The sequence below is a fragment of the Polymorphobacter multimanifer genome, from assembly GCF_014205635.1.
GTDB classification, from domain to species: Bacteria; Pseudomonadota; Alphaproteobacteria; order Sphingomonadales; family Sphingomonadaceae; genus Sandarakinorhabdus; species Sandarakinorhabdus multimanifer.
In genome coordinates this window covers 75308-93987 of the sequence record NZ_JACIIV010000017.1, presented here as the reverse complement: position 1 = coordinate 93987, position 18680 = coordinate 75308, and the positions used below count along the sequence as shown (strand labels likewise).

11 protein-coding genes and 4 pseudogenes are annotated in these 18680 nt (G+C 66.0%); 3 read left to right on the top strand and 12 right to left on the bottom strand.

Annotated features, from left to right (window positions below; all coding sequences use genetic code 11):
* Window positions 1–38: 38 nt before the first annotated feature.
* The 3 pseudogenes from istB to FHS79_RS12335 all read right to left on the bottom strand — a co-directional run bounded on the left by istB (window position 39) and on the right by FHS79_RS12335 (window position 2607).
* Window positions 39–706 (bottom strand): annotated as a pseudogene (gene istB / locus FHS79_RS12345) (IS21-like element helper ATPase IstB).
* A 62-nt stretch (window positions 707–768) separates the two neighbouring features.
* A pseudogene (locus FHS79_RS12340) lies at window positions 769–1416 on the bottom strand (Mu transposase domain-containing protein); the annotation flags it as partial.
* A gap of 55 nt (window positions 1417–1471) precedes the next feature.
* Window positions 1472–2607, bottom strand: a pseudogene (locus FHS79_RS12335) (IS3 family transposase).
* 86 nt (window positions 2608–2693) lie between these two features.
* Here FHS79_RS12335 and FHS79_RS12330 point away from each other — a divergent pair.
* Window positions 2694–3089, top strand: a pseudogene (locus tag FHS79_RS12330) (transposase); the annotation flags it as partial.
* A gap of 12 nt (window positions 3090–3101) precedes the next feature.
* Here the strand turns inward: FHS79_RS12330 and FHS79_RS12325 are convergent.
* The 7 genes from FHS79_RS12325 to FHS79_RS12295 all read right to left on the bottom strand — a co-directional run bounded on the left by FHS79_RS12325 (window position 3102) and on the right by FHS79_RS12295 (window position 14070).
* Window positions 3102–5420: a glycosyltransferase gene (locus FHS79_RS12325; protein WP_184200402.1), complete on the bottom strand. Its 2319-nt coding sequence runs from the start codon at window positions 5418–5420 to the stop codon at window positions 3102–3104.
* Window positions 5410–8205, bottom strand: a complete 2796-nt coding sequence (locus tag FHS79_RS12320; RefSeq protein WP_207792338.1) for a glycosyltransferase — start codon at window positions 8203–8205, stop codon at window positions 5410–5412. Before FHS79_RS12320 ends, FHS79_RS12325 begins: the two co-directional genes overlap by 11 nt.
* 83 nt (window positions 8206–8288) lie before the next feature.
* Window positions 8289–9722, bottom strand: coding sequence for a class I SAM-dependent methyltransferase (locus tag FHS79_RS12315; RefSeq protein ID WP_184200396.1), 1434 nt, complete (start codon window positions 9720–9722; stop codon window positions 8289–8291).
* 180 nt (window positions 9723–9902) lie between these two features.
* Complete coding sequence (locus tag FHS79_RS12310; RefSeq protein WP_184200393.1) at window positions 9903–11450, bottom strand: capsular polysaccharide export protein, LipB/KpsS family; 1548 nt, start codon at window positions 11448–11450, stop codon at window positions 9903–9905.
* Window positions 11451–11461: 11 nt separating this feature from the next.
* The gene (kdsA, locus tag FHS79_RS12305) at window positions 11462–12280 is read right to left on the bottom strand and encodes a 3-deoxy-8-phosphooctulonate synthase (RefSeq protein ID WP_184200390.1); all 819 of its coding nucleotides are present in this window, start codon (window positions 12278–12280) and stop codon (window positions 11462–11464) included.
* On the bottom strand, window positions 12277–13086 hold the full coding sequence (locus tag FHS79_RS12300) for a 3-deoxy-manno-octulosonate cytidylyltransferase (protein ID WP_184200388.1): 810 nt from the start codon (window positions 13084–13086) through the stop codon (window positions 12277–12279). Before FHS79_RS12300 ends, kdsA begins: the two co-directional genes overlap by 4 nt.
* 3 nt (window positions 13087–13089) lie before the next feature.
* Window positions 13090–14070 carry a KpsF/GutQ family sugar-phosphate isomerase gene (locus FHS79_RS12295; protein ID WP_184200385.1) on the bottom strand — a complete coding sequence of 327 codons (981 nt, stop codon included), beginning with the start codon at window positions 14068–14070 and terminating at the stop codon, window positions 13090–13092.
* Window positions 14071–14201: 131 nt separating this feature from the next.
* Between FHS79_RS12295 and FHS79_RS12290 the strand changes: the two genes are divergently transcribed.
* Window positions 14202–14915, top strand: a complete 714-nt coding sequence (locus FHS79_RS12290) for an HAD family hydrolase (RefSeq protein ID WP_184200382.1) — start codon at window positions 14202–14204, stop codon at window positions 14913–14915.
* Here FHS79_RS12290 and FHS79_RS12285 read toward each other — a convergent pair.
* Entirely contained in the window at window positions 14894–15559 is a 666-nt protein-coding gene (locus tag FHS79_RS12285; RefSeq protein ID WP_184200379.1) for a sterol desaturase family protein, read from the bottom strand. The two genes, FHS79_RS12290 and FHS79_RS12285, sit on opposite strands and share 22 nt — an antisense overlap.
* Window positions 15560–15770: 211 nt before the next feature.
* Complete coding sequence (locus FHS79_RS12280; RefSeq protein ID WP_243452855.1) at window positions 15771–17201, bottom strand: LTA synthase family protein; 1431 nt, start codon at window positions 17199–17201, stop codon at window positions 15771–15773.
* A 211-nt stretch (window positions 17202–17412) separates the two neighbouring features.
* Between FHS79_RS12280 and FHS79_RS12275 the strand changes: the two genes are divergently transcribed.
* The gene (locus FHS79_RS12275; protein ID WP_184200376.1) at window positions 17413–18675 is read left to right on the top strand and encodes a capsule biosynthesis protein; all 1263 of its coding nucleotides are present in this window, start codon (window positions 17413–17415) and stop codon (window positions 18673–18675) included.
* Window positions 18676–18680 lie beyond the last annotated feature (5 nt).

Sequence of the window (18680 nt, the reverse complement as noted above, 5' to 3'; positions counted from 1 at the left end):
ATCGGTGATCTCCGTTGGTTGGATATTGCAACCCAAACCTAACCGAAGATCGCCGATGGCCAACCGCGACCTACACCACCACCTGGGACACGACCGTCCAGGATGGCATCGGCGTAAGTCGGATCGATTATGACCTGATGCCAAGCCGATATCGGCAGCTGGCTGGTGATGATCGTCGAGCGGCGGCCGTAACGCTCCTCGAGGATTTCGAGCAGGTCGTGACGGCGTTGGCATCGAGCGGCTCAAGGCCCCAGTCGTCGAGGATCAGCAACTGGACGCTGCCCATCTTGGCCAGGATCTGCGCGTGGCGGCCATCGCCGCTCGCCAGCGCCAGGCTCGAGAACAGCTTTGGAACGCGCTGGTAAAGCACAGAGCGATCATCGCGGCAGGCCTTGTGGCCGAGCGCGCAGGCGAGCCAGCTCTTGCCGACACCCGTCGGGCCGCTGATCACCAGATTGTCGTGCGCTGCGATCCAGTCGCCCGCGATGAGCTTCATGAACAGCGCCCGGTCGAGCCCGCGGCTGCTACGGTAATCGACGTCTTCGGGCGCTGCCTGGTGACGCAGCTTGGCGAACCGCAATCGGGCGGCGAGCTTGCGATCGTGCCGGAAGCTCCATTCCCGGTCGAGTAGCAGCGCCAGCCATTCGGGATGGGTCAGGCGCTCGGCCTCAGCGTTGCCGGCAAGCTCGGCGAACGCTTTCGCCATGCCGGCGAACCCCATGGCGTCGAGGCGGTTAAGGGTTGGACGTTGCAACATGTTGTTCTCCTTCAGTGGTAATAGCGGGGACCCCGGATGTTGGGATGATCGACCGACCAGTCACTCGTGCGATCGGTCGCCGGGCCGGTGTCGGCGGCGCGATCGAGCCCCTTGTCGAGGATCGACTTGACCGAACCGTAGGTGCGGGCGCCGATATCGAGTGCCCGGCTGCACGCCGCCTCGACGCGAGGTTGGCCAGAGGATTTGACCAGGCGGACGATGCCGAGGCAGGCACGGAAGCCCTGCTCGGGATGCGGGCGATCGGCGAGGATCTTCTCGCACAGCAGCGCCGCGCACGGTCCGATCGCTTCGGTCTCGCGCGTGATCCGCTCGATGGTCCAGTCGGCGAACCGCCGGTGTGACGACGGCATGTTATCGGGCGTCGTGGTATGGCGACCGTTGCCCGATCCCCGCATGTGAGAGGCAACGCGTTCGCCCTTGTGGAACTGCTCGATCATCCGCGCTTCGACAGCCTCCCGCGCGAAGCGATATGGCACCGACTAGAAGTGGCGCTCGATCTCGACGTGATAATCGAGCCCGGCGCGCCGCATCCGCCATTCGGCGAACACATAGAACTCGAGCGGCAATGGCTTCAAAGCCGGCTTGTCGATAGCATTGAACAGTTGTCGGCGGGTCTGGCCCACGCGGCGCAGAGAGGTGGCTCGGTTCATCTGCACAGCCCCGCGCGATTGCTAAGTGGAGCGGCTGCCGGTTTCATGCCGCTGCGAGAAGCGGTTGGTTGAAGTAGACGTGATCGGGGGTCTTGCGGTCAAGCGAGGAGTGCGGGCGCCGGCCGTTGTAAAAGGTCAGATATCGGCCGAGCGAAGCCCTGGCGTCGCTGACCGAGCCGTATGCTCGCAGGTAAACCTCCTCGTATTTGACGGTTCGCCAAAGGCGTTCGACGAACACATTGTCCCGCCAGGCACCGCGGCCGTCCATGCTGATCGCAACCTTCTCACGGAGCAGGACGTTGGTGAACGCCAGGCTGGTAAACTGGCTGCCCTGGTCGGTGTTGAAGAACTTCGGGGCTCCGAAGCGCACCAGCGCTTCCTCCAGTGCCTCGATGCAAAAGTCCGTATCCAGCGTGATCGAAAGCCGCCAAGCCGAGACCCGGCGGCTGAACCAGTCGACGATGGCGATGAGGTAGACGACTCCGCGCGCCATCGGGATGTAGGTGATGTCGGTCGCCCAGACCTGGTTGGGCCGCGTCACCGCCAGCTTGCGCAGCAGATAGGGATAGACCTTGTGCCCCGGCGCTGGCTTCGACGTGTTCGGCCGCCGGTAGATCGCCTCGATCGCCATCTTCTTCATCAGCGTCGACACATGCAGGCGGCCGACCTTGACGCCGTCGGCGGCAAGCAGGTCGCGCAGCATCCGGCTGCCCGCGAACGGGAAATCCATGTGCAGCTCGTCAAGCCGTCGCATGATGGCCAGGTCGGCAACCGAGGTCGGCCGCGGCAGATAGTAGACGCTGCCGCGGCTGATCCCCAGTTCCCGCGCCTGCCGGGTCACCGGCAGCGCGTGCGATCGGTCGATCATCGTTTTGCGCTCGGCAACAGTCCCGCCTTGCCGAGCGCCCCGGACAAAAAATCGTTCACTAGCGTGAGTTCGCCGATCTAGGCGTGCAACGTCTTCACGTCGATCGCCGGTTCTGCAGGCTCAGCGTGGCTGTCCGATCCGAATACCCCGGCAGCGCCTTCCAGCAACTGCCCTCGCCAGGTCGTGATCTGGTTCGGGTGAACGTCAAACTGCTGCGCCAACTCGGCCAGCGTCTTCTCGCCCTTCACGGCAGCCAAGGCCACCTTCGCCTTGAAAGCCGGGCTGTGGTTCCGGCGTGTTCGCTTCGTCATCTGATCTCCTGTTCAGAAGCCATCCTGGCCGCGTTCAGGCAGAAACTCCACTTAGCCGACTGTGCAGATTTACCGAGCCACCTCTCACTCTGGTGGCCGGGCTGCGCATGACCGGGATGGTGGCGCCGATGGTGCTGGACGGGCCCATCAACGGCGACTGGTTCAAAGCCTGTGTCGCCCACGTTCTCGTGCCCGAACTGCGGCCCGGTGACGCCGTCATCATCGATAATTTGTCGAGCCACAAGCGTGACGCGGTTCGCGAACGGATCGAAGCGGCCGGTGCAACCCTGCGCTTCCTTCCGCCGTACTGCCCTGACTTCAATCCGATCGAAAAGGCCTTCTCGCGCCTCAACGCCATGCTCAGAAAGATTGGTGAACGAACCGTCTCCGGCTTCTGGGACGTCATCGGCAAGCTCGTCGACATATTCCAACCTCGAGAATGCGACAACTATTTCAGCTCCTGCAGATATGACCCAAACTGATCGAAAACCGCTTTAGACGACTGATGTGATCGCATCCCCGACTATTTCCGCCATCGCCACATCCCGCTGCGGCTCGCGCCGGATTGCCGACAGCCAAATGCCTAGGGCCCGCCGGTCCTCACTGAAGCCAAGTTCGTGCAGACTGTGCGGTTCGATGCCGCTGATCGCTATGGTATGAACGCCAACGGACAGCGGGGGCAAGGTCAGGCTGTAGTCGCTGCCGTCCTTCGGCTCGATCCACATAGTCTCGTCCGGTCCGTCGTCCACCGCGATCGTGATCGCTACGGTTGCTTCCGCTGCCACATCGGGCCTGAGCGTGCCGACAACTACAAGCGCCTGCGCATCTTTCTCCACATGGAAGGCCACCCTGGCGATCGGCGCATCCGACCAGGCACCGGCCTCTTCAATCTTGTGCCATCCCTCGAGCAGCCGCACCGGCAAGTCACCCGGCGCCGCCGGCACCAGCTCGCGATTAGCCTCGCTGCAACGGAACTCGATCGGGCTTATGGACAACAGGCGCACACCCAGGCGGCGGGGATCGGCAGCCGGATCGGTGCGACTGGGCCACGCCGGGTTGTTTGGCACCAGCCCGAGCTCGATAACGCTCGAACCATCGTCTTCAAGTGCAATGGGCACGATGACCTTGCGGACTCCCGGCCGGTCCGGTGGGAAGGCAACCGAGGCAACCGTATTGCCTTCCGTCGTCACGATATCGATCCGGTCGTCATCGCGACCGCTTGCTATGCGGTCCATCTCCAGCTCGATCGCTAGCGCCGTCCGTTTGGCCGGCGAGACGGCGAAGCGCAACCGCCCCTGCTGCGCGATCGACCACAGGCACTCGTCTTCCACGCCGTACCAGCCGCCATCCAGCATATTGATCGGCGGTAGCTGGCGGTGCGGCGCTATTCCGATCGCCAGCGATTGATCAGTCGCCAACATCACCCGCCGCTCACTGGACAGGACCATGCCTTGGCCGAGACGCAGCGCACTGACGATGAACGCAGGCGCCGTCCCGGGTTTGCCCGAGGCCAACAGCGACAGGTTGAGCGGATCGAATTCCGTCACCATGGCCCTTGGTACGACGATGTCAAACTGGACCGCAGCATAGCTGTCGAGCACGATGGATTGCAGCCATCGGTCGTTCACGAATACTCCGATCGTCAGTGCCTGCCCGCTTGTCGCGGCGGGGGCGTCGACGATGAGGCTGATGGTTAGGTCTCTGTCGAACCGCACCCGCGCCAGCCCGAGCGCCAGTATCACACTGCCATTTACAGCGGCCGTGCCATCGGTTCCGAGCGGAGCGCCAAATCGGCGGATATGCGCGAGATCGCGAATCCAGTCGTCCATCATTGGTGATGGGCGGTGCCTACTGTCGGTCAGCATGCGGGGCAAGTCCAATGTTGGTCCCGCGCCCAGAGCATCGCGGACCGGCTGCCGGGTGCTCAGCAGCACCGCCGTGTCGCCCATGCGTGAACCGGCCTCGATCAGGAACGTCACCAGCCCCAGCCCGAGGCTGCGCCGGTCCACCGTTGCGGGTGAAACCTCGCGTACCGGCGTGAGCCTGTCGGCGATGAACTCGATCGTCATCTCGCTAGCCGATGTCGCGAGCGAAGCCGGGATGACCGCGCGTTGCAGAAGGACCTGCTGGCCTTCCGCACCGGCCGATGCGACGGGCGGGAAACACCATGTCGCCACCACCGTGCCGTTCACCCGTACATCGTAGCGGCGGGACGCATCGGCCGGCTTCAGCACCTTGGCCAGCACCGACAGGACAAGCTCCTCGTCGGGCGCGTGCACGAACTTCAGCCTGAGCGACGGATTGATCTGCTTCGCCCAGCACCCCCATTTCTCGCGCTGATACCAGCCGGAGCCGAGATAATGCCTGCCATCTCCGTCCCGCGTAACGTTGGCGATGTCCCCGAGATTATACGCGCGCGCCGGTTGCTTCATCGTCGGGTGGGACAAGGCGTCGATTATCTGCCGGGTCGTCTCCTGCCAGCTCGTGCTGACGAATGTGTCGCGGATCATCTGTTCGCGCCGCGCCCGCGCCGAGGCGGACCCGGCATAGTGGCGGATCATCGATGCCCAGCGCCGCCGGTCAAAGGGATCGATCAGATCGGTGATCTCGGGCGCGATTTCCTTGATCGAGGATGCGTTCGAAGCGAGGCAGATCTTGCCGTATGCCAGGCTTTCTCCCACCGGCAGCCCCCAGCCTTCGTAAAGCGATGGATAAGCTGTCGCCAGGGCGTTCTCGTACAGCCAGCCGAGCGTGCCGTCGTCGATATTCTCGAGGATGTGAATATGCTTGTTCACCTTGGGGTCACCGAGCATCACCCGAGCCAGCTCGCCACCGTTCCAGGACACCGCCGACGATCACGAGATGAGGGCAGGCATCGCCCATCTCTTCGCGCAGAATCTGCCAGACGTCGTAGAGCAGTGCGTAGTTCTTGCGGAGGTGGATGCCGCCAACGCTCAGGATGAAGGAGCGATTGCCGAACAACCGGCGCGCCTGCTCGCCCTCGTCCGTGGTGGCCGTGTCGAGCGTGCCGAGCTCGTCGGCCAGCCGGATCTTGCCGATGACCGGCGGCACGATATCATGTGCCAGCGCGAACGCTGTCACATCGTTGCGCGTGCTTTCCGAATAGACGAGCAGCCGATCCGCGTTGGCAATCATCTCGGCGCAGTTCTGCTCCCACGTCGTGCTGTATCCGGCAAGATACCAGCGCGGGAACAGCGCCGGCGTCATGTCGTGCATCAATACGGACAGCGTGAGGGCGTTGTCCTGCGCCAGTTGCTTGAGTTCCAGCGAGTAATCGGCATTCTGCATCCAGCTGCTGCCGACCGCGATCAGATCTCCGCCATGGGGCAGGCGCAGTGTCGACCGTTCACCCAAATCGCGGGCCTTGAGCTGCCCGACATAAACGGACACCAGATCGTTCTCGATGACCTCGTGGGGCAATTCGACAAATCCGGTGGTCGACGAAAGATACATGACGAAACGCAGTCGCAGATCGGCTTGCTCCAGCAGTTCGAGCGCGATCGATCGCTCGACGCGGACAATCCCGGACAAGGTGGTCGAATTGTTGGCCCATGTCGTCACGTCGAGGATGATGTCGACCGGCTGGCGGGGAGCGGGCGGCGCCGGATCATCGTCCGGCGCCGACAGGATCGGATGTTGCCGTGCCAGAACGTCCTCATAGGCGTCGAGCGTTTCGCGCGCGTGCCGCTCCCAGGCATATTCCTCTGCCACTCGTTCGGCGAGCATCCGGGCCTGCACCGCATCGAGCGGGGTTTCCCATGCCTGCAGAACCGAACGACGGATGGAGGACATGTCGGCGGGATCGCAGTACCGCGCCTGCGTGCCGAAATATTCACGCTCGCCCGAGCGGTCGCTCAGGACCATGTTGGCCCCTGCGGCCGCCGCCTCGAGCGCCGCCAACGGCGCGCCCTCGGCCCAGCTCGGCAGGGCGAACACCCGCGCGCCAGCAATCGCCGAACGCAGCATCTCGGAGCCAGGATCGATCCGATCGATCATCAGCAGCTCCGGCCCGCCGAAGCGCTTCACCAGATCGGCATATTCGGCATGCGCGCCATGACCGACCAGAACCACCGGCAGCCCCGTTCCGGCGAGCGCACTGACGAGCATCAGCTGGTTCTTGCGCGGCTCGATCCTGCCGATGCACAGCACATAATCCCGCAGACCGTAGGCGTCGCGGAACAGATCGGGATTGCCACCACTGAAATAGGCGGCATCTACCGGGTTGCGAACAAGAAATTCAGGCGTGTCGGTTTCGCCCACAGTCCGGCGAAAAACGCGGCGCTCCGCTTCGCTCAGGAAAATCAAACCGTCGGACAGATCGGCGATCTCGCGGACCATGTCATGATAGCCGGGCTCGGGTTCGACCGGGGGGTGCAGCCGCTCGCGCTCGCACTGGATCTCGCCATGCCACCGCATCAGCGCGTCCGCTTCTTCCGGCGTACGGGCTTGACGGAACGTCCGCAACGCATCCGTCTGCCACAAGGGCCCTTCCGACAGGTCGAGCATGATCGGGGAGAATATCAGCGGTTTGGCGAGCCGTTTCGCCTCGCGCGCGACTGCGACCGCCGTCTTCGGCAGCCAGATATTGAAGCCATGGACGATGTCGGCCGAGGCCATGTCGCGGCCACGATTGTAGATCACGCTGGCATCCACGTTCAGCGCCCGCAGCGCCCGTGCCGTGTTCGGCACGCGTACACTCGGTCCGCCGAGCGTCGTGTCCTCGATGCCATGTGTCACCAGCGCCACCCGGCCCACGCGTCGCAAGCCCGCCATCGGCGCGACGACCGTCCCGCCAAGCGTGGCGATCAGCTTGCGGAACAGCTCGTCATGCTGCGCAGCCCAATTGTCCCACGTCATGTGCTCCACCGACGCGCGCAACTTCATCCGTTCGGCGCGCAGGTTCATCAGCACCTGGCGGAGAGACGCCGCATTGCCGCGCTCGAACGGGATGTGCGGGAAATCGGGCACCCAGCCTACAGTGGAGGCGATCACTTGCACACCGGAGGCCAGCGCCTCGAGCACGCTCATCGGCCCGCCCTCGTTGAGCGCCGGCACGAGGATGTAATCCATCGAGCGGTAGAAATCCGGCAGATCCTCGTCCGCCACATGCTCCGCCGGGCCGGGCCAGCTGGGGCCGGTGAAGTGCCATTCGATATCGGGCACGTCCATCACCGCGCTGACCAGCGCCTCGCCCTTGCGGCCGGTGTGGTAGGTGCGGCCGACCACCGCGATCTTCAGCCTGGGATGGAACATGTCGAGATCGACGCCCGGCATGATGCAGCTGTGTTGCGCCACCCCCAGCGCCTCTATCAGTCTGGCGGTGCCGCTCGACATCGAAACGGCGTGATCGACCTCGCGCGCCACCGCGTCGAAGCGCGCGCCCGCTCCGGCATCCTCCTCGCGGTGGGTGAACAAGGCGATCTCGATCGGCGATACGCGGGCGTTGCGGCAGCCGTAGGTGACGTAATACTGGATTGCGGCCGATGGATCCGGCGCCAGCCCGTAGGTGACATAAGGCAGCCGGTCGGCAATCTCCTTGGCCAGCCGCTCAAGGATCCAGCCCTTGTCGGACAACACGATATGGACCGACGGACGGCCTGCTGGCTGGGGGAAATTGTACGCGTTCATTTCGAAATGATCTTTCGGGATTCAGTTGCAAGTCACAACGTCAGGGGATGATCCGTCAGCGCAAGCGCTTCCAAGGCAAAGGCTAGCATGCGACGGTCCGCATTGCCCGGCAGCATGTCGCTCGGACGGCAGGCATCCGGAAAAATCATGCGCACGGCCAGCCGGCCTCCGGCGGCGGCAAGATCGACCGGAACCGACAGGCTGGCAGGACCGCCGAGCCCGACGGCAAAAATCTCGACGCCGCCCGCCATGATCGTCAGCCTCTGGGTGGTGACGCCGCCGGCCAAGAAGGGACGCAGCTTCAGGTTGAGCCAGCCTCGCGACGGTATTGCTGCGGGCAGGTCGATCTGGATCTCAGCCTGCACCCCCTTGCTCCAGCGATGGGCACGCTCGGCCGCGTTCCACCCGTCGCCGAGCAGCAAATCTCCGCCGCCGCCCTGGCCGAACCGCAATATGTCGCCGATGTTGAAAGCTGGTGGCTCCGCCGCGGCGATGAGAACAGCTTGTTCGAACGGCGCCGGCCGGTACGCCTCGCCTTCTGGCGCCAGCAGCGTGAACCGCACCTTCGCCCGATGCGGCAGGCCTTGGCCGAACGGCAGCATCACCGCCATATCGACCGGCGCGTCATACACGAGCTGTTCAAGGCCGAGGCCATGCTCCTGACGGGCGACGAGCGTGCCCTCGGCGGTCAATATCTCGCACGCCATGCGCAACTCCCCTGCGGCCTCGGCGGGCCAGGGGGATGGGCCGTCATTCACCAAGCGGATGCGCCGCGGGGCAGGATCGCTCAAGGTGGACGGCAACGGCACCAGCGGGCCGACGACGATCTTCTGCGGCATCTTCAACCGCGCCTGCGCCACCTCCTCAGCAAAGCCCGCTAGTATCTCGGCCACGGCGGCGGCTGCCGGCACCGCCACTGGATCGGGCAGGACGCACCAGAAGAAATCGACGACCCAGAGCTTGCGGCCCAGCCGTCGCGCCTGCGCCTCCGCCGCCGCCCGCACGTCCGGAAAGCGCGGACGATAGTCGTCGCCGCAGACGATGCCATTCGGCGTCAGCTTTGCCGTCCAGAAATCGATGTTCCGCGAGAGAACGGGGTCGTTATGGACAGCGTCCTCGTAATAGAGATCGACCGGACTCGACCAATCCTGCACGTCTTCCGGGCTATACGCTTTAATCGGAACTATGTTATCGCAATCGGCGAGATATTCGCGGAACTGCTCGATGCCATATTTGACGCCATGAACCTCTTCGAGCTGTCGAACACCCTCATTGCCCTCCCATGGATCCACACAATGGACGGTAGCATTGGGCGGCACACTTTTCGCCCACGCCCAGCTCGACAAGCCGAAGAGCGATCCGACTTCAACGACACAACCGCCATCCGGAACAAGGGCCGCGACTGCCTCAATGGCGCGAAGCTGGAACTCGGTGATTTGGCCGGGAATATCCAGACGATAAGGCACGCTTGATCCAATCAAAATAAATTATATGCAATCAAATTACAAAAGCATTTAGCGGTATTGCATCGCAATCTTGCTGCCTTGACGTGACGTGGTGAACGGCCCTTGCATCTGCCAAGACTAATTCGACAAAAAAATACAACTATGTCAATATGGTGCGAACTGCCGATCTAACCCATCCCGTCAGCTTGCCTTGAGGCCAGAAAAGCTTCGGCGCACGCGGCCCTGCAGCCGCCGTGCGGCGATAACCGTGGCATTGCCGTTGATCCTGTCACTGCCTGCTGAAAGGCGTTGCACCAGCACCTCGGCGGGGCAGGGAATCCCGGTCTCGGGGTCGAGGTAGCGAGGGTAGAGGATGAGCGCCGCCGCGACGAGTTCGTCGAGGCTGCGGCGGGCGGTGCGGCGCGGCGGCACCGGGCCGCGGTCGGTGGTCAGCCCGCAGCCGGCGTAGAAGGGGACGCCGTGGACGGTGACAGCCTTGCCGCGCAGCAGCGCCTCGAAGCCGGCGAGCGAGCTGTTGACGTGGAGCGCATCGACCATCGTGATCAGGTCGGCGATCGGCGTGTGCGTCGCCACCTCGTTGGCGAGCGCCGCCATGTCGGCGGCCGGCACGTGGCCGCGACGATGGCCGGCGAGCACATCGGGGTGGGGCTTGTAGATGAGCCAGGCATCGGGTCCCGCCTCGGCGCGCGCGCGGCGCAGCAGTTCGAGGTTGGAGGCCAGCGCGCCGCCGCTGGTGACCGCGCGGTCATCCTCCACCTGCCCCGGCACCAGCACATGCAGCCGCGCGCCACCGGGGCGGGGCAGGGGCACAGCCTCGCCGCGCGCATATTTGGACAGGCCATGCGCAACAATGGCCTCGCGGAGCCGCGCGGCGCGAGCGAGAAGGGCGGGCGGGAAGTTCCCCGCCTGCAACAGCTGTTCCAGCCCGCTCGGCCGGCGTGGATCGAAGTGCACGCCTTCACCATCGACGATGATCGACAGCGGCGGCACGCAATCCGCCCCCAGCCCCGCCGAGCGGATGAAGCCGTCCTCGACTTCGAGGAGCCGTGGCCGCTCGCGTTCGAGGGCGCGCGCCTGGGAGGTGGACAGCCGGGCACGCCAGATGGCAACGGCCTGCTCGCCGCCGGCGGGCAGCGTGCGCGCGAAATCGACCGGCTGGCCGCCCCACAGCAGGGGGGCAACGGTCGGTTTCTTCCAATAGGCGAAGCCCATTGCCGCCGTAATCGGCCGGTTGGTGTCGATCGCCTGCCGCCAGAAGCCGGCGAGCGCGATGGCGGCTTCGAGCGTGATGGCCTCCCCGCTGAACGGATCGATCCAGCGCCAGGATGCAAAATGATCGGCGACCAGCCGGGCAACCTCGTCCGCTCCCGCCTGGCGCTCGCGGCTGCCGATGCGCAGCGGCCGGCCGGCGGCAACCGCGAGCACGATGCGGGGATCATCGTCGGGCAGCCGCACTTCCTCGGCGCCGGCGAGCATGTGCCAGGGGTCGGCATCGGCGGGCCAGGGCTGGCTGCCCGCAGCGGGCACGGCATGGCCGTCGAGCACGAAAGGCTGTGGCGGCAGCACCGGCCGGGCCCCCCAATAGCAGCCGCCGACCCGCGCCGCAGCGAGCTGCGACAGGATGGATTGCACATCCACCACGCCGGCCTCGGCGGGGACGGCAAAGCATGGCCGCCGCGCGCCCGGAAACGGCGGGATGGCGAGCAGCGGTGCGGTGGGCGAAGTCATGGCTCGCGCCTTCACGCCAGTGCGGCGATGGCGATCAGCCGCTGCATCAGGCCCTCGAGCGCATCAAGCGGCACCATGTTGGGCCCGTCCGACAGCGCTGCCTCGGGGTCGGGGTGGGTTTCCATGAACAGCCCGTCCACCCCCACCGCCACTGCGGCGCGCGCCAGCGGCTCGACGAACTGGCGCTGGCCGAGCGAGCGATCGCCGCCGCCGCCCGGCAGCTGCACGCTGTGGGTGGCATCGAACACTACCGGCACGCCGAGCTCGCGCATGATGACGAGCCCGCGCATGTCCACCACCAGATTGTTGTAGCCGAAGCTGGAGCCGCGCTCGCAGAGCATCAGCCCGGCCGGATCGGCACCGGCAGCCTCCGCTGCGGCGCGGGCCTTGCCGAGCACGGCACCCATGTCGGCGGGCGCCATGAACTGTGCCTTCTTGATGTTGACCGGCCGGCCGCTGGCGGCGGCGGCGGTGATGAGGTCGGTCTGGCGCGCGAGAAACGCCGGCGTCTGCAGCATGTCCACCACTTGCGCCACCGGCTTCACATGGTCGGGCAGGTGCACATCCGTCAGCACCGCCAGCCCGGTCTCGCGGCGCACCTTTTCGAGCACGCGAAGCCCTTCCTCCAGGCCATGGCCTCGAAACGCGCTCACCGAGGTGCGGTTGGCCTTGTCGAAGCTCGCCTTGAAGATGACGCGCATCTGCAGCCGGTCCGCCATCGCGCGCAGCCGCTCGGCAATGCCGAGGCACAGCGCCTCGCTCTCGATCACGCACGGCCCGGCGATCAGGAAGGGCGGGGCACCCGCGGCGCGGTGGAAGCCGGCGATCATGCCGGCACCGCCTGTTGCGCGCGGCGGCGAAGCTGGGCTTCCACCAAGGGCCGGTCGCTGGGGTTGTTGAGCTCGATCAGGTCCCATGCGGGTGCCGGGCAGATGGCGACTCCCGGCGCGATGCCGGCCTCCAGAAAGCGCAGCTGCTCCAGCCCCTCCTGCCGCTCGAGCGGCGAGGCTCCGGCGGCGACATAGGCGGCAAGCGCCGCCGGGCGATAGGCATAGAGCCCGACATGGAGCAGCACCGGCGCCGCCGGCTCGGTGCCCGCCGGCACATGCGGGATGATCGACTTGGAAAAGTACAGCGCCCGGCCCTGCGCGGTGCAGACGACCGTGGTGCCGCCCACCCGGCCATGGCGGGCATCCTCCTGCAGATGCCCGAGCACCGCCGGGCTGGCCGGCACCGCGGCAGTCGCCATCGCAAGGTCGGGGTCGGCGGCGACCATGTCGATCACGGCGCGGACCATGGCAGGCGGGATCAACGGCGCATCGCCCTGCAGATTGACGACGATATCGGGCACCGCCGCCAGCCCCTGCAGCGCCGCCGCACAGCGCTCGGTGCCGTTGCTGCAATGCGCGGGCGTCATGATCACCGCCATGCCGCGCGCGCGCGCATGGTCGGCAATCCGCTCGTCTTCGGTGGCGACCGCCACTTCGGCGATACCCGGCACGGCAGTGGCGGCAGCCCAGGTCCAGTCGATGAGCGCCATCGTGCGGCCTTCGGGCCCGGCCAGATCGACAAGCGGCTTGCCGGGATAGCGGGTGGACGCGAAGCGCGCCGGAATGATGATCGCGATGCGGGGCACGGCTCAGCCGATCGGCTGCGGGGGTGCGGCAATATCGAAGATCTGCACGGCGCCGAGCGGGGCGAGCGGGGCGTCCTCGTCCACCACGAACAGCACCGTGATGAGATGCGCGCGCATCATCGCCAGCGCCTCGTCGATCAGCGCACCGCGGGGAATCGTCTTGGGGTCCGGCGTCATGATGTCGGCGGCGGTGCACCGCATCAGGTCGGGCGCCCGGCGACGCAGGTCGCCATCGGTGATGATGCCGACAAGCCGTTGCTCGCCATCGACGACACCGGTCATGCCGAGGCGCTTCTCGGTCATCGTCATCAGCACCGATGTCATCGGCGTGTCGGCGGCGACCAGCGGCAGACGGTCCCCGGCGTGCATCACATCGGCGACGCTGCGCAGCCGATGGCCGATCTCGCCACCCGGATGCAGCGCGCGGATATCGTGCCCCGAAAGCCCACGCGAGCGCATGACGGCAACGGCAAGCGCATCGCCCAGCGCCAGCATCATCGTCGCCGATGTGGTGGGCGCGAGGCTCACCGAACAGGCTTCGGGCACATCGGGGAGCTGCAGCCCCAGATCCGCCATGCGCATGAGGAGCGAATCGGGGTTGCGCGATACGCCCACCAGCCGGCAGCCGATTCGCCGGGCATAATGGCAAAGCGGCTGCAGCTCGGCCGTGTCTCCGCTGTTCGAGAAGACCAGCAGCAGATCGCCCGGCATCACCATCCCGGCATCGCCATGCGCCGCCTCGCCGGCGTGGACGAAGTTGGCGGGCGTGCCGGTGGCTGCCAACGTTGCGGCGACCTTGCGGGCGATATGCCCCGATTTGCCGATGCCCGAAACGATCACGCGCTGCTGGCAACCCAGAATCTCGCCGACCACGGCGGAGAAATCCTCACCGATCATCTCTGCCAGTGCGCTCAGTGCATTGGCTTCGAGTTCAATGACTTCGCGGCCGATCTTCTGGTGCAGTTCGCCTGTCAATCGCAACATGATGATACTCTCTTGCGGCGGCATGCTGTCATAACTCGTCCTTAATCCAGCGGTTCGTGACCGGTCAATCACGACGGATCGCACCTTGCTGCCGCTTGACACACCCGCCGCCAGGTCGTGAGTGCGCGCCGATGGCAAGCGCAGCTCCGATCCCGGCCGAAATCACCGGCCTGTTGTTCGATCTCGACGGCACCCTGGTAAACAGCAGCCGGCTGACGTGCGCGATCATCGATGCGATGCTGGCGGACCGCGGCATCGCGGTGGTGGCCGATCCGGCGGTGGTGCGAGCCATGGACGGCATCGGCGGGGAAGCGATGCTGGCGGCGGTGATGGGCCCGCACTGCACTGACCCTGCAGCCGAAATTGCCGCCTTCCGCGCCCGCCATGCCGTCGTGGCCACCCCGCCCGATCTCGCCTTTCCGGGCGTTGCCGAGGGGCTGGCCCGGCTGCAGGCTGCCGGCGTGGTAATGGGCATCTGTTCCAACAAGCCGCAGCCGCTGTGCGACAAGATCCTGCAAGATCTGGGGCTGGCGGGCCGTTTTCGCGCCATCATCGGCGCCAGCGCCGGCCGCCCGCGCAAGCCCGCGGCACACACCGCCCTGCTGGCGCTGCAGGCGATGGGCGCGGACGTACAGCGGACGCTCTATGTGGGAGACACGATGGTCGACGTCGGCACGGCGGCCGCCGCCGGCCTGCCGATCGCGCTCATGGCCTGGGGCTATGGCGTGGATGCAGCACGAGCGGGCGTGCCGCAGGCGCCGCTGTTCGCGGACATGCAGGCACTGCTCGACTTCGTGCTGAGCCGGCCCGCCGGGCCGTTGCATCAGGACACCGACTCCTGCTGATCGATGCGGGCAGCCACCCGGCCTTCGCGCTGCTCCTCGTTCCGCCGATCGATCCGGGTGCCGAAGGCACGGTCCCAGAACATCGCGGTGATCGCATAATTGCCTTCGGTCCGGGCGAAATGATGGCGCATGTGATTGCGCTTCAACAGCTTGCCGAGCCGCGTGCGACCGGGCCACTGGTGAGTCGTGTAATGCACGAAATCATAGCTGACATAGCCGATGATGAACCCGGCAAAGAACCAGATGCCTGTCGGGCCCATCAGTGCGTCGAAGGACAGGAAGAACAGCAGATGCACCGGAATGCTGACCAGCGGCGGCATCAGGTTGCGCAGCGGATCATTGGGCACGGCATGGTGATTGCCATGGATCATGAACAGCAGCGCAGCGAGCGGCGGCCAGTCGGATTTCCAGTGGAAGACATGGCGATGAAGAACATATTCGGTCAAGGACCAGAACAGCAGGCCGCCGAGCACCATGGCGCTCGCCTGCAAGACCCCCGCCGACCCCCAGGCCACCCAGAAGATGACCGGGATGGCGACCGACCACAGGCCGACGAATCCCGGAAAGGACAGCACCGTGAGCCGTTCAAGCCACGGATTTCGAAAGAGCCTTACTCGAGATACACCATCGGACAGCATGGTCATGGTTCAACAGGAAGCGCCTGAAGCTGTCAAGGAAGGTCCGGCAGAGCGGTTCTGCGCTGCGGCAATTCAGCAACAGTGAACCCGGTTGGTAAAAAACGGCAATAAACGGGACAGGGGAATCAAGCGAAAATTACGATTTTGTGACAGGCGACGCGTCCACTGCTCCAGATTGTTTTTGCAGCTGCTGGAACTTGTGACGCCCGCCGCGGTTTCAGCGCGCGAGTTCTGCCAGGATGGCGTGGTGAAGCTCGGCCGGGGTCAGGTCCTGCGGGCCGCCATCGCTCCTGCCGGAGCCGGCATCGGCGTGGAAGCGGAGGATGACATAGGGGGTGTGCCGCTCCCCGCCGGGCATCGACACGCCGGGGATGCTGGGCCGATGATCGCCGTAGAAGACGAGCAGTGCCGGCCGGCCGAGCCCCTGCAGCGCGTCGGCGAGCGCCGTCAGCATCGCGTCGCTCCGGCGCACCAGCGGCAGCCATGCGCCCTGCTGCTGCGCGTCGCTGGCCGGCCCGGGTGGCCAGGGGCCGTGATTCTCGATCGTCACGGCATGGATGAGCATGGGGGTGCGCGCGGCGCCGGCCAGCGCGATGATTCGGTCGGTGATCGCGGCATCGCTGACATAGCGGCCCTCGCCCGCACCGGGAGGGGGGAAGCCGGCCTCGCCGATGAGCTCGTCGAAACCTGCGGCGGGCATGATCCGGTCGCGGCCGTAAAAGCGCATGTCGTGCGGGTGGACGAACAGCCGCCGCCAGCGCTTCGGTCCGAGCCGGGCGGGCAGGGCATGGCTGGCCTCGCCGATGGCGGTGAGGAAGGGATCGAAGCGGCGAAAGCCGAGCTCGGCCTCGCTGCGGCCGAACAGCACGCCATATTCGGTGCGCATCGTATAAGCGCCGAAGCCCGACACGAGCAGCTTTCCCCAGCGGCTGGCGCCGGCCCTGGCACGCGCGAGGCCGGGCAGGGCGAGGGCGGCATCGCCATAGAGCTCCACCGGATCGGCAAAGGATTCGCACTGGACGATGACGATCAGCGAAATGTCGGTCTCGACCGGCGGCGCGGTGCATGGTGGCGGATCGGTCGCGCGCCGCCATTCAAGGCCGTGCAGCAACAGCGTGGGCAGCAGGCCGTGGCGGCCGACATTGGCATGGGTGTCGGGCACCACCGCGATCGGGGCGAGATGCTGCAGCAGCCAGAGCGCGGCGAGCGCGGCCGCCGCCACGGCACCGCCGATGACATGCGGAGCGGCCGCCGGCACAAACGCCGCAGCGAGCAGCGCCACCAGCAGCACAGCGCCGCCGCCAAGCAGCAGGATCTGCCACCGGTGCAGCGCCGACACATAGAATTGCGGGTGGCGGAAGACCGCGCCCAGCAGCGCCAGGTCGGAAAACAGCAGCGGCTCGCCGAGCACGGCGTTCTTGGCGTTGGACACGAGCGCCAGCGCTGCAACCAGAAGCGACGCAAACAGCGCCGCTGCGATCACATGCCCGCTGAGCGCGAGAAAGCCGCCGAACAGCGCCATCGTCATCAGCGCCAGCATGGCGGTGCCGGCTGCACTTCGGCCACGCCCGCGCGCGCGCGGCCGTACCGCCCTGTCGGCGAGCAGCGCGGTTGCCAGCATGGCTGCCAGAATCGATGCCAGTTCCATGCCTGCGGCGTGCTCCAGACCGTGCGCGCTGCATCCGCTCGCGGTCGGCCTGCATAGCGACACGACCATATCTTGTCATCACGCCAGCCCCCTTGCAGCCTGGTTGCGGCGACCGATATCGCTTTTCCAACGGCAACGACTGTGGCTATGGTTACCGGCCCCCTGCAGTAAGATTGTTGCGGAACCTTGAACGATGCTTGCCCGACCCCCTATGTCGCTCGTTGAAAGCGTGGCGGCTCCTGCATCCCTGACCGCCCTCCCGTCGCGCAGCGTGCTGCTGCTGCAGGGGCTGATGGGCCCCATGTTCCGGCGGCTGGGGCAAAGGCTGATGCAGGCCGGCCACACCGTCCACAAGGTCAACTTCAACGGCGGGGACCGTGTCTTCTGGCGGCTTTCGGGCGGGATCGATTATTGTGGCACGCTCGAAGACTGGCCGGCTGCGTTCACGTCGATGGTCGGCGCGCACGCGGTGACCGATGTGATGCTGTTCGGCGATTGCCGTGATCATCACATGGCCGCCATCCGCATCTGCCGGGATCTGGGCGTGGCGGTACATGTTTTCGAAGAAGGTTATATCCGGCCCGACTGGGTGACGATGGAGCGCGGCGGTGTCAACGGCAACTCCTCGCTGCCGCGCGATCCGGACTGGTACCGCCGTACCGCGGCGTCGCTGCCACCGGTGCCCGAGCATCGCAAGGTGCTGTCTTCGTTCCGGCGGCGCGCGATCGAGGGTCTTGTCTACAATCTCGGCGATGTCCTCAGCCGCTGGCACTATCCGCACTGGAGCAATCATCGCCCCTGGCATCCGCTCGTCGAGGGCGCGGGCTGGTCACGCAAGCTGCTGCGGCAGAAGGCGCGCAACGCTGCCGGCGCTGCCATGGCGGCGCGGATCGAGGCGCAGAACCAGGCATTCTTCCTGTTTCCGTTGCAGCTCGATTCGGATGCGCAGATCCGGATGCATTCACCCTTTGTGGGCATTGCCGATGCGCTCAAGGCCGTGCTCGGCTCCTTCGCCGCGCACGCAGCACCGGGCGTGCGGCTGGTGGTCAAGGAGCATCCGCTCGACAATGGCGTGCGCAACTGGGAACAGGAGACGCGCGACATCGCCGAGCGTTTCGGCGTTGCCGACCGGGTGGACTATCTGGCGTTCGGCGATATCGAGCGGCTCGCCCGGCTGTCGCGCGGCATCGTGACGATCAACAGCACCACCGGCACGCTGGGGCTGGCGATGGGGGTGCCGGTCGTCGTCCTCGGCCATGCGGTGTACGACATTGCCGACATCACCTTCCAGGACGGGCTCGATGCCTTCTGGCAGCGCCCGGTGCCCCCCGATCCCGAAACCTTTGCAGCTTTCCGCCGGGTGCTCATCGAGACCTGCCTGATCCCCGGCGGCTTCTTCTCCGACGAGGCGCTTGGCAAGGTGGTGGAGCATGCCGTCGCGCGCTTCGAAGGGCGGCCTCTGCTGCCTGAGTAACCCCG

Excerpts from the sequence above, each read along its gene's own strand:
- FHS79_RS12325 (WP_184200402.1), bottom strand. The coding sequence starts at position 5,420 with ATGCTCGGTGACCCCAAGGTGAACAAGCATATTCACATCCTCGAGAAT.
- FHS79_RS12310 (WP_184200393.1), bottom strand. The coding sequence starts at position 11,450 with ATGACTTCGCCCACCGCACCGCTGCTCGCCATCCCGCCGTTTCCGGGC.
- kdsA (WP_184200390.1), bottom strand. The coding sequence starts at position 12,280 with ATGATCGCCGGCTTCCACCGCGCCGCGGGTGCCCCGCCCTTCCTGATC.
- FHS79_RS12290 (WP_184200382.1), top strand. The coding sequence starts at position 14,202 with ATGGCAAGCGCAGCTCCGATCCCGGCCGAAATCACCGGCCTGTTGTTC.
- FHS79_RS12295 (WP_184200385.1), bottom strand. The coding sequence starts at position 14,070 with ATGTTGCGATTGACAGGCGAACTGCACCAGAAGATCGGCCGCGAAGTC.
- FHS79_RS12280 (WP_243452855.1), bottom strand. The coding sequence starts at position 17,201 with ATGGAACTGGCATCGATTCTGGCAGCCATGCTGGCAACCGCGCTGCTC.
- FHS79_RS12275 (WP_184200376.1), top strand. The coding sequence starts at position 17,413 with ATGTCGCTCGTTGAAAGCGTGGCGGCTCCTGCATCCCTGACCGCCCTC.
- FHS79_RS12285 (WP_184200379.1), bottom strand. The coding sequence starts at position 15,559 with ATGACCATGCTGTCCGATGGTGTATCTCGAGTAAGGCTCTTTCGAAAT.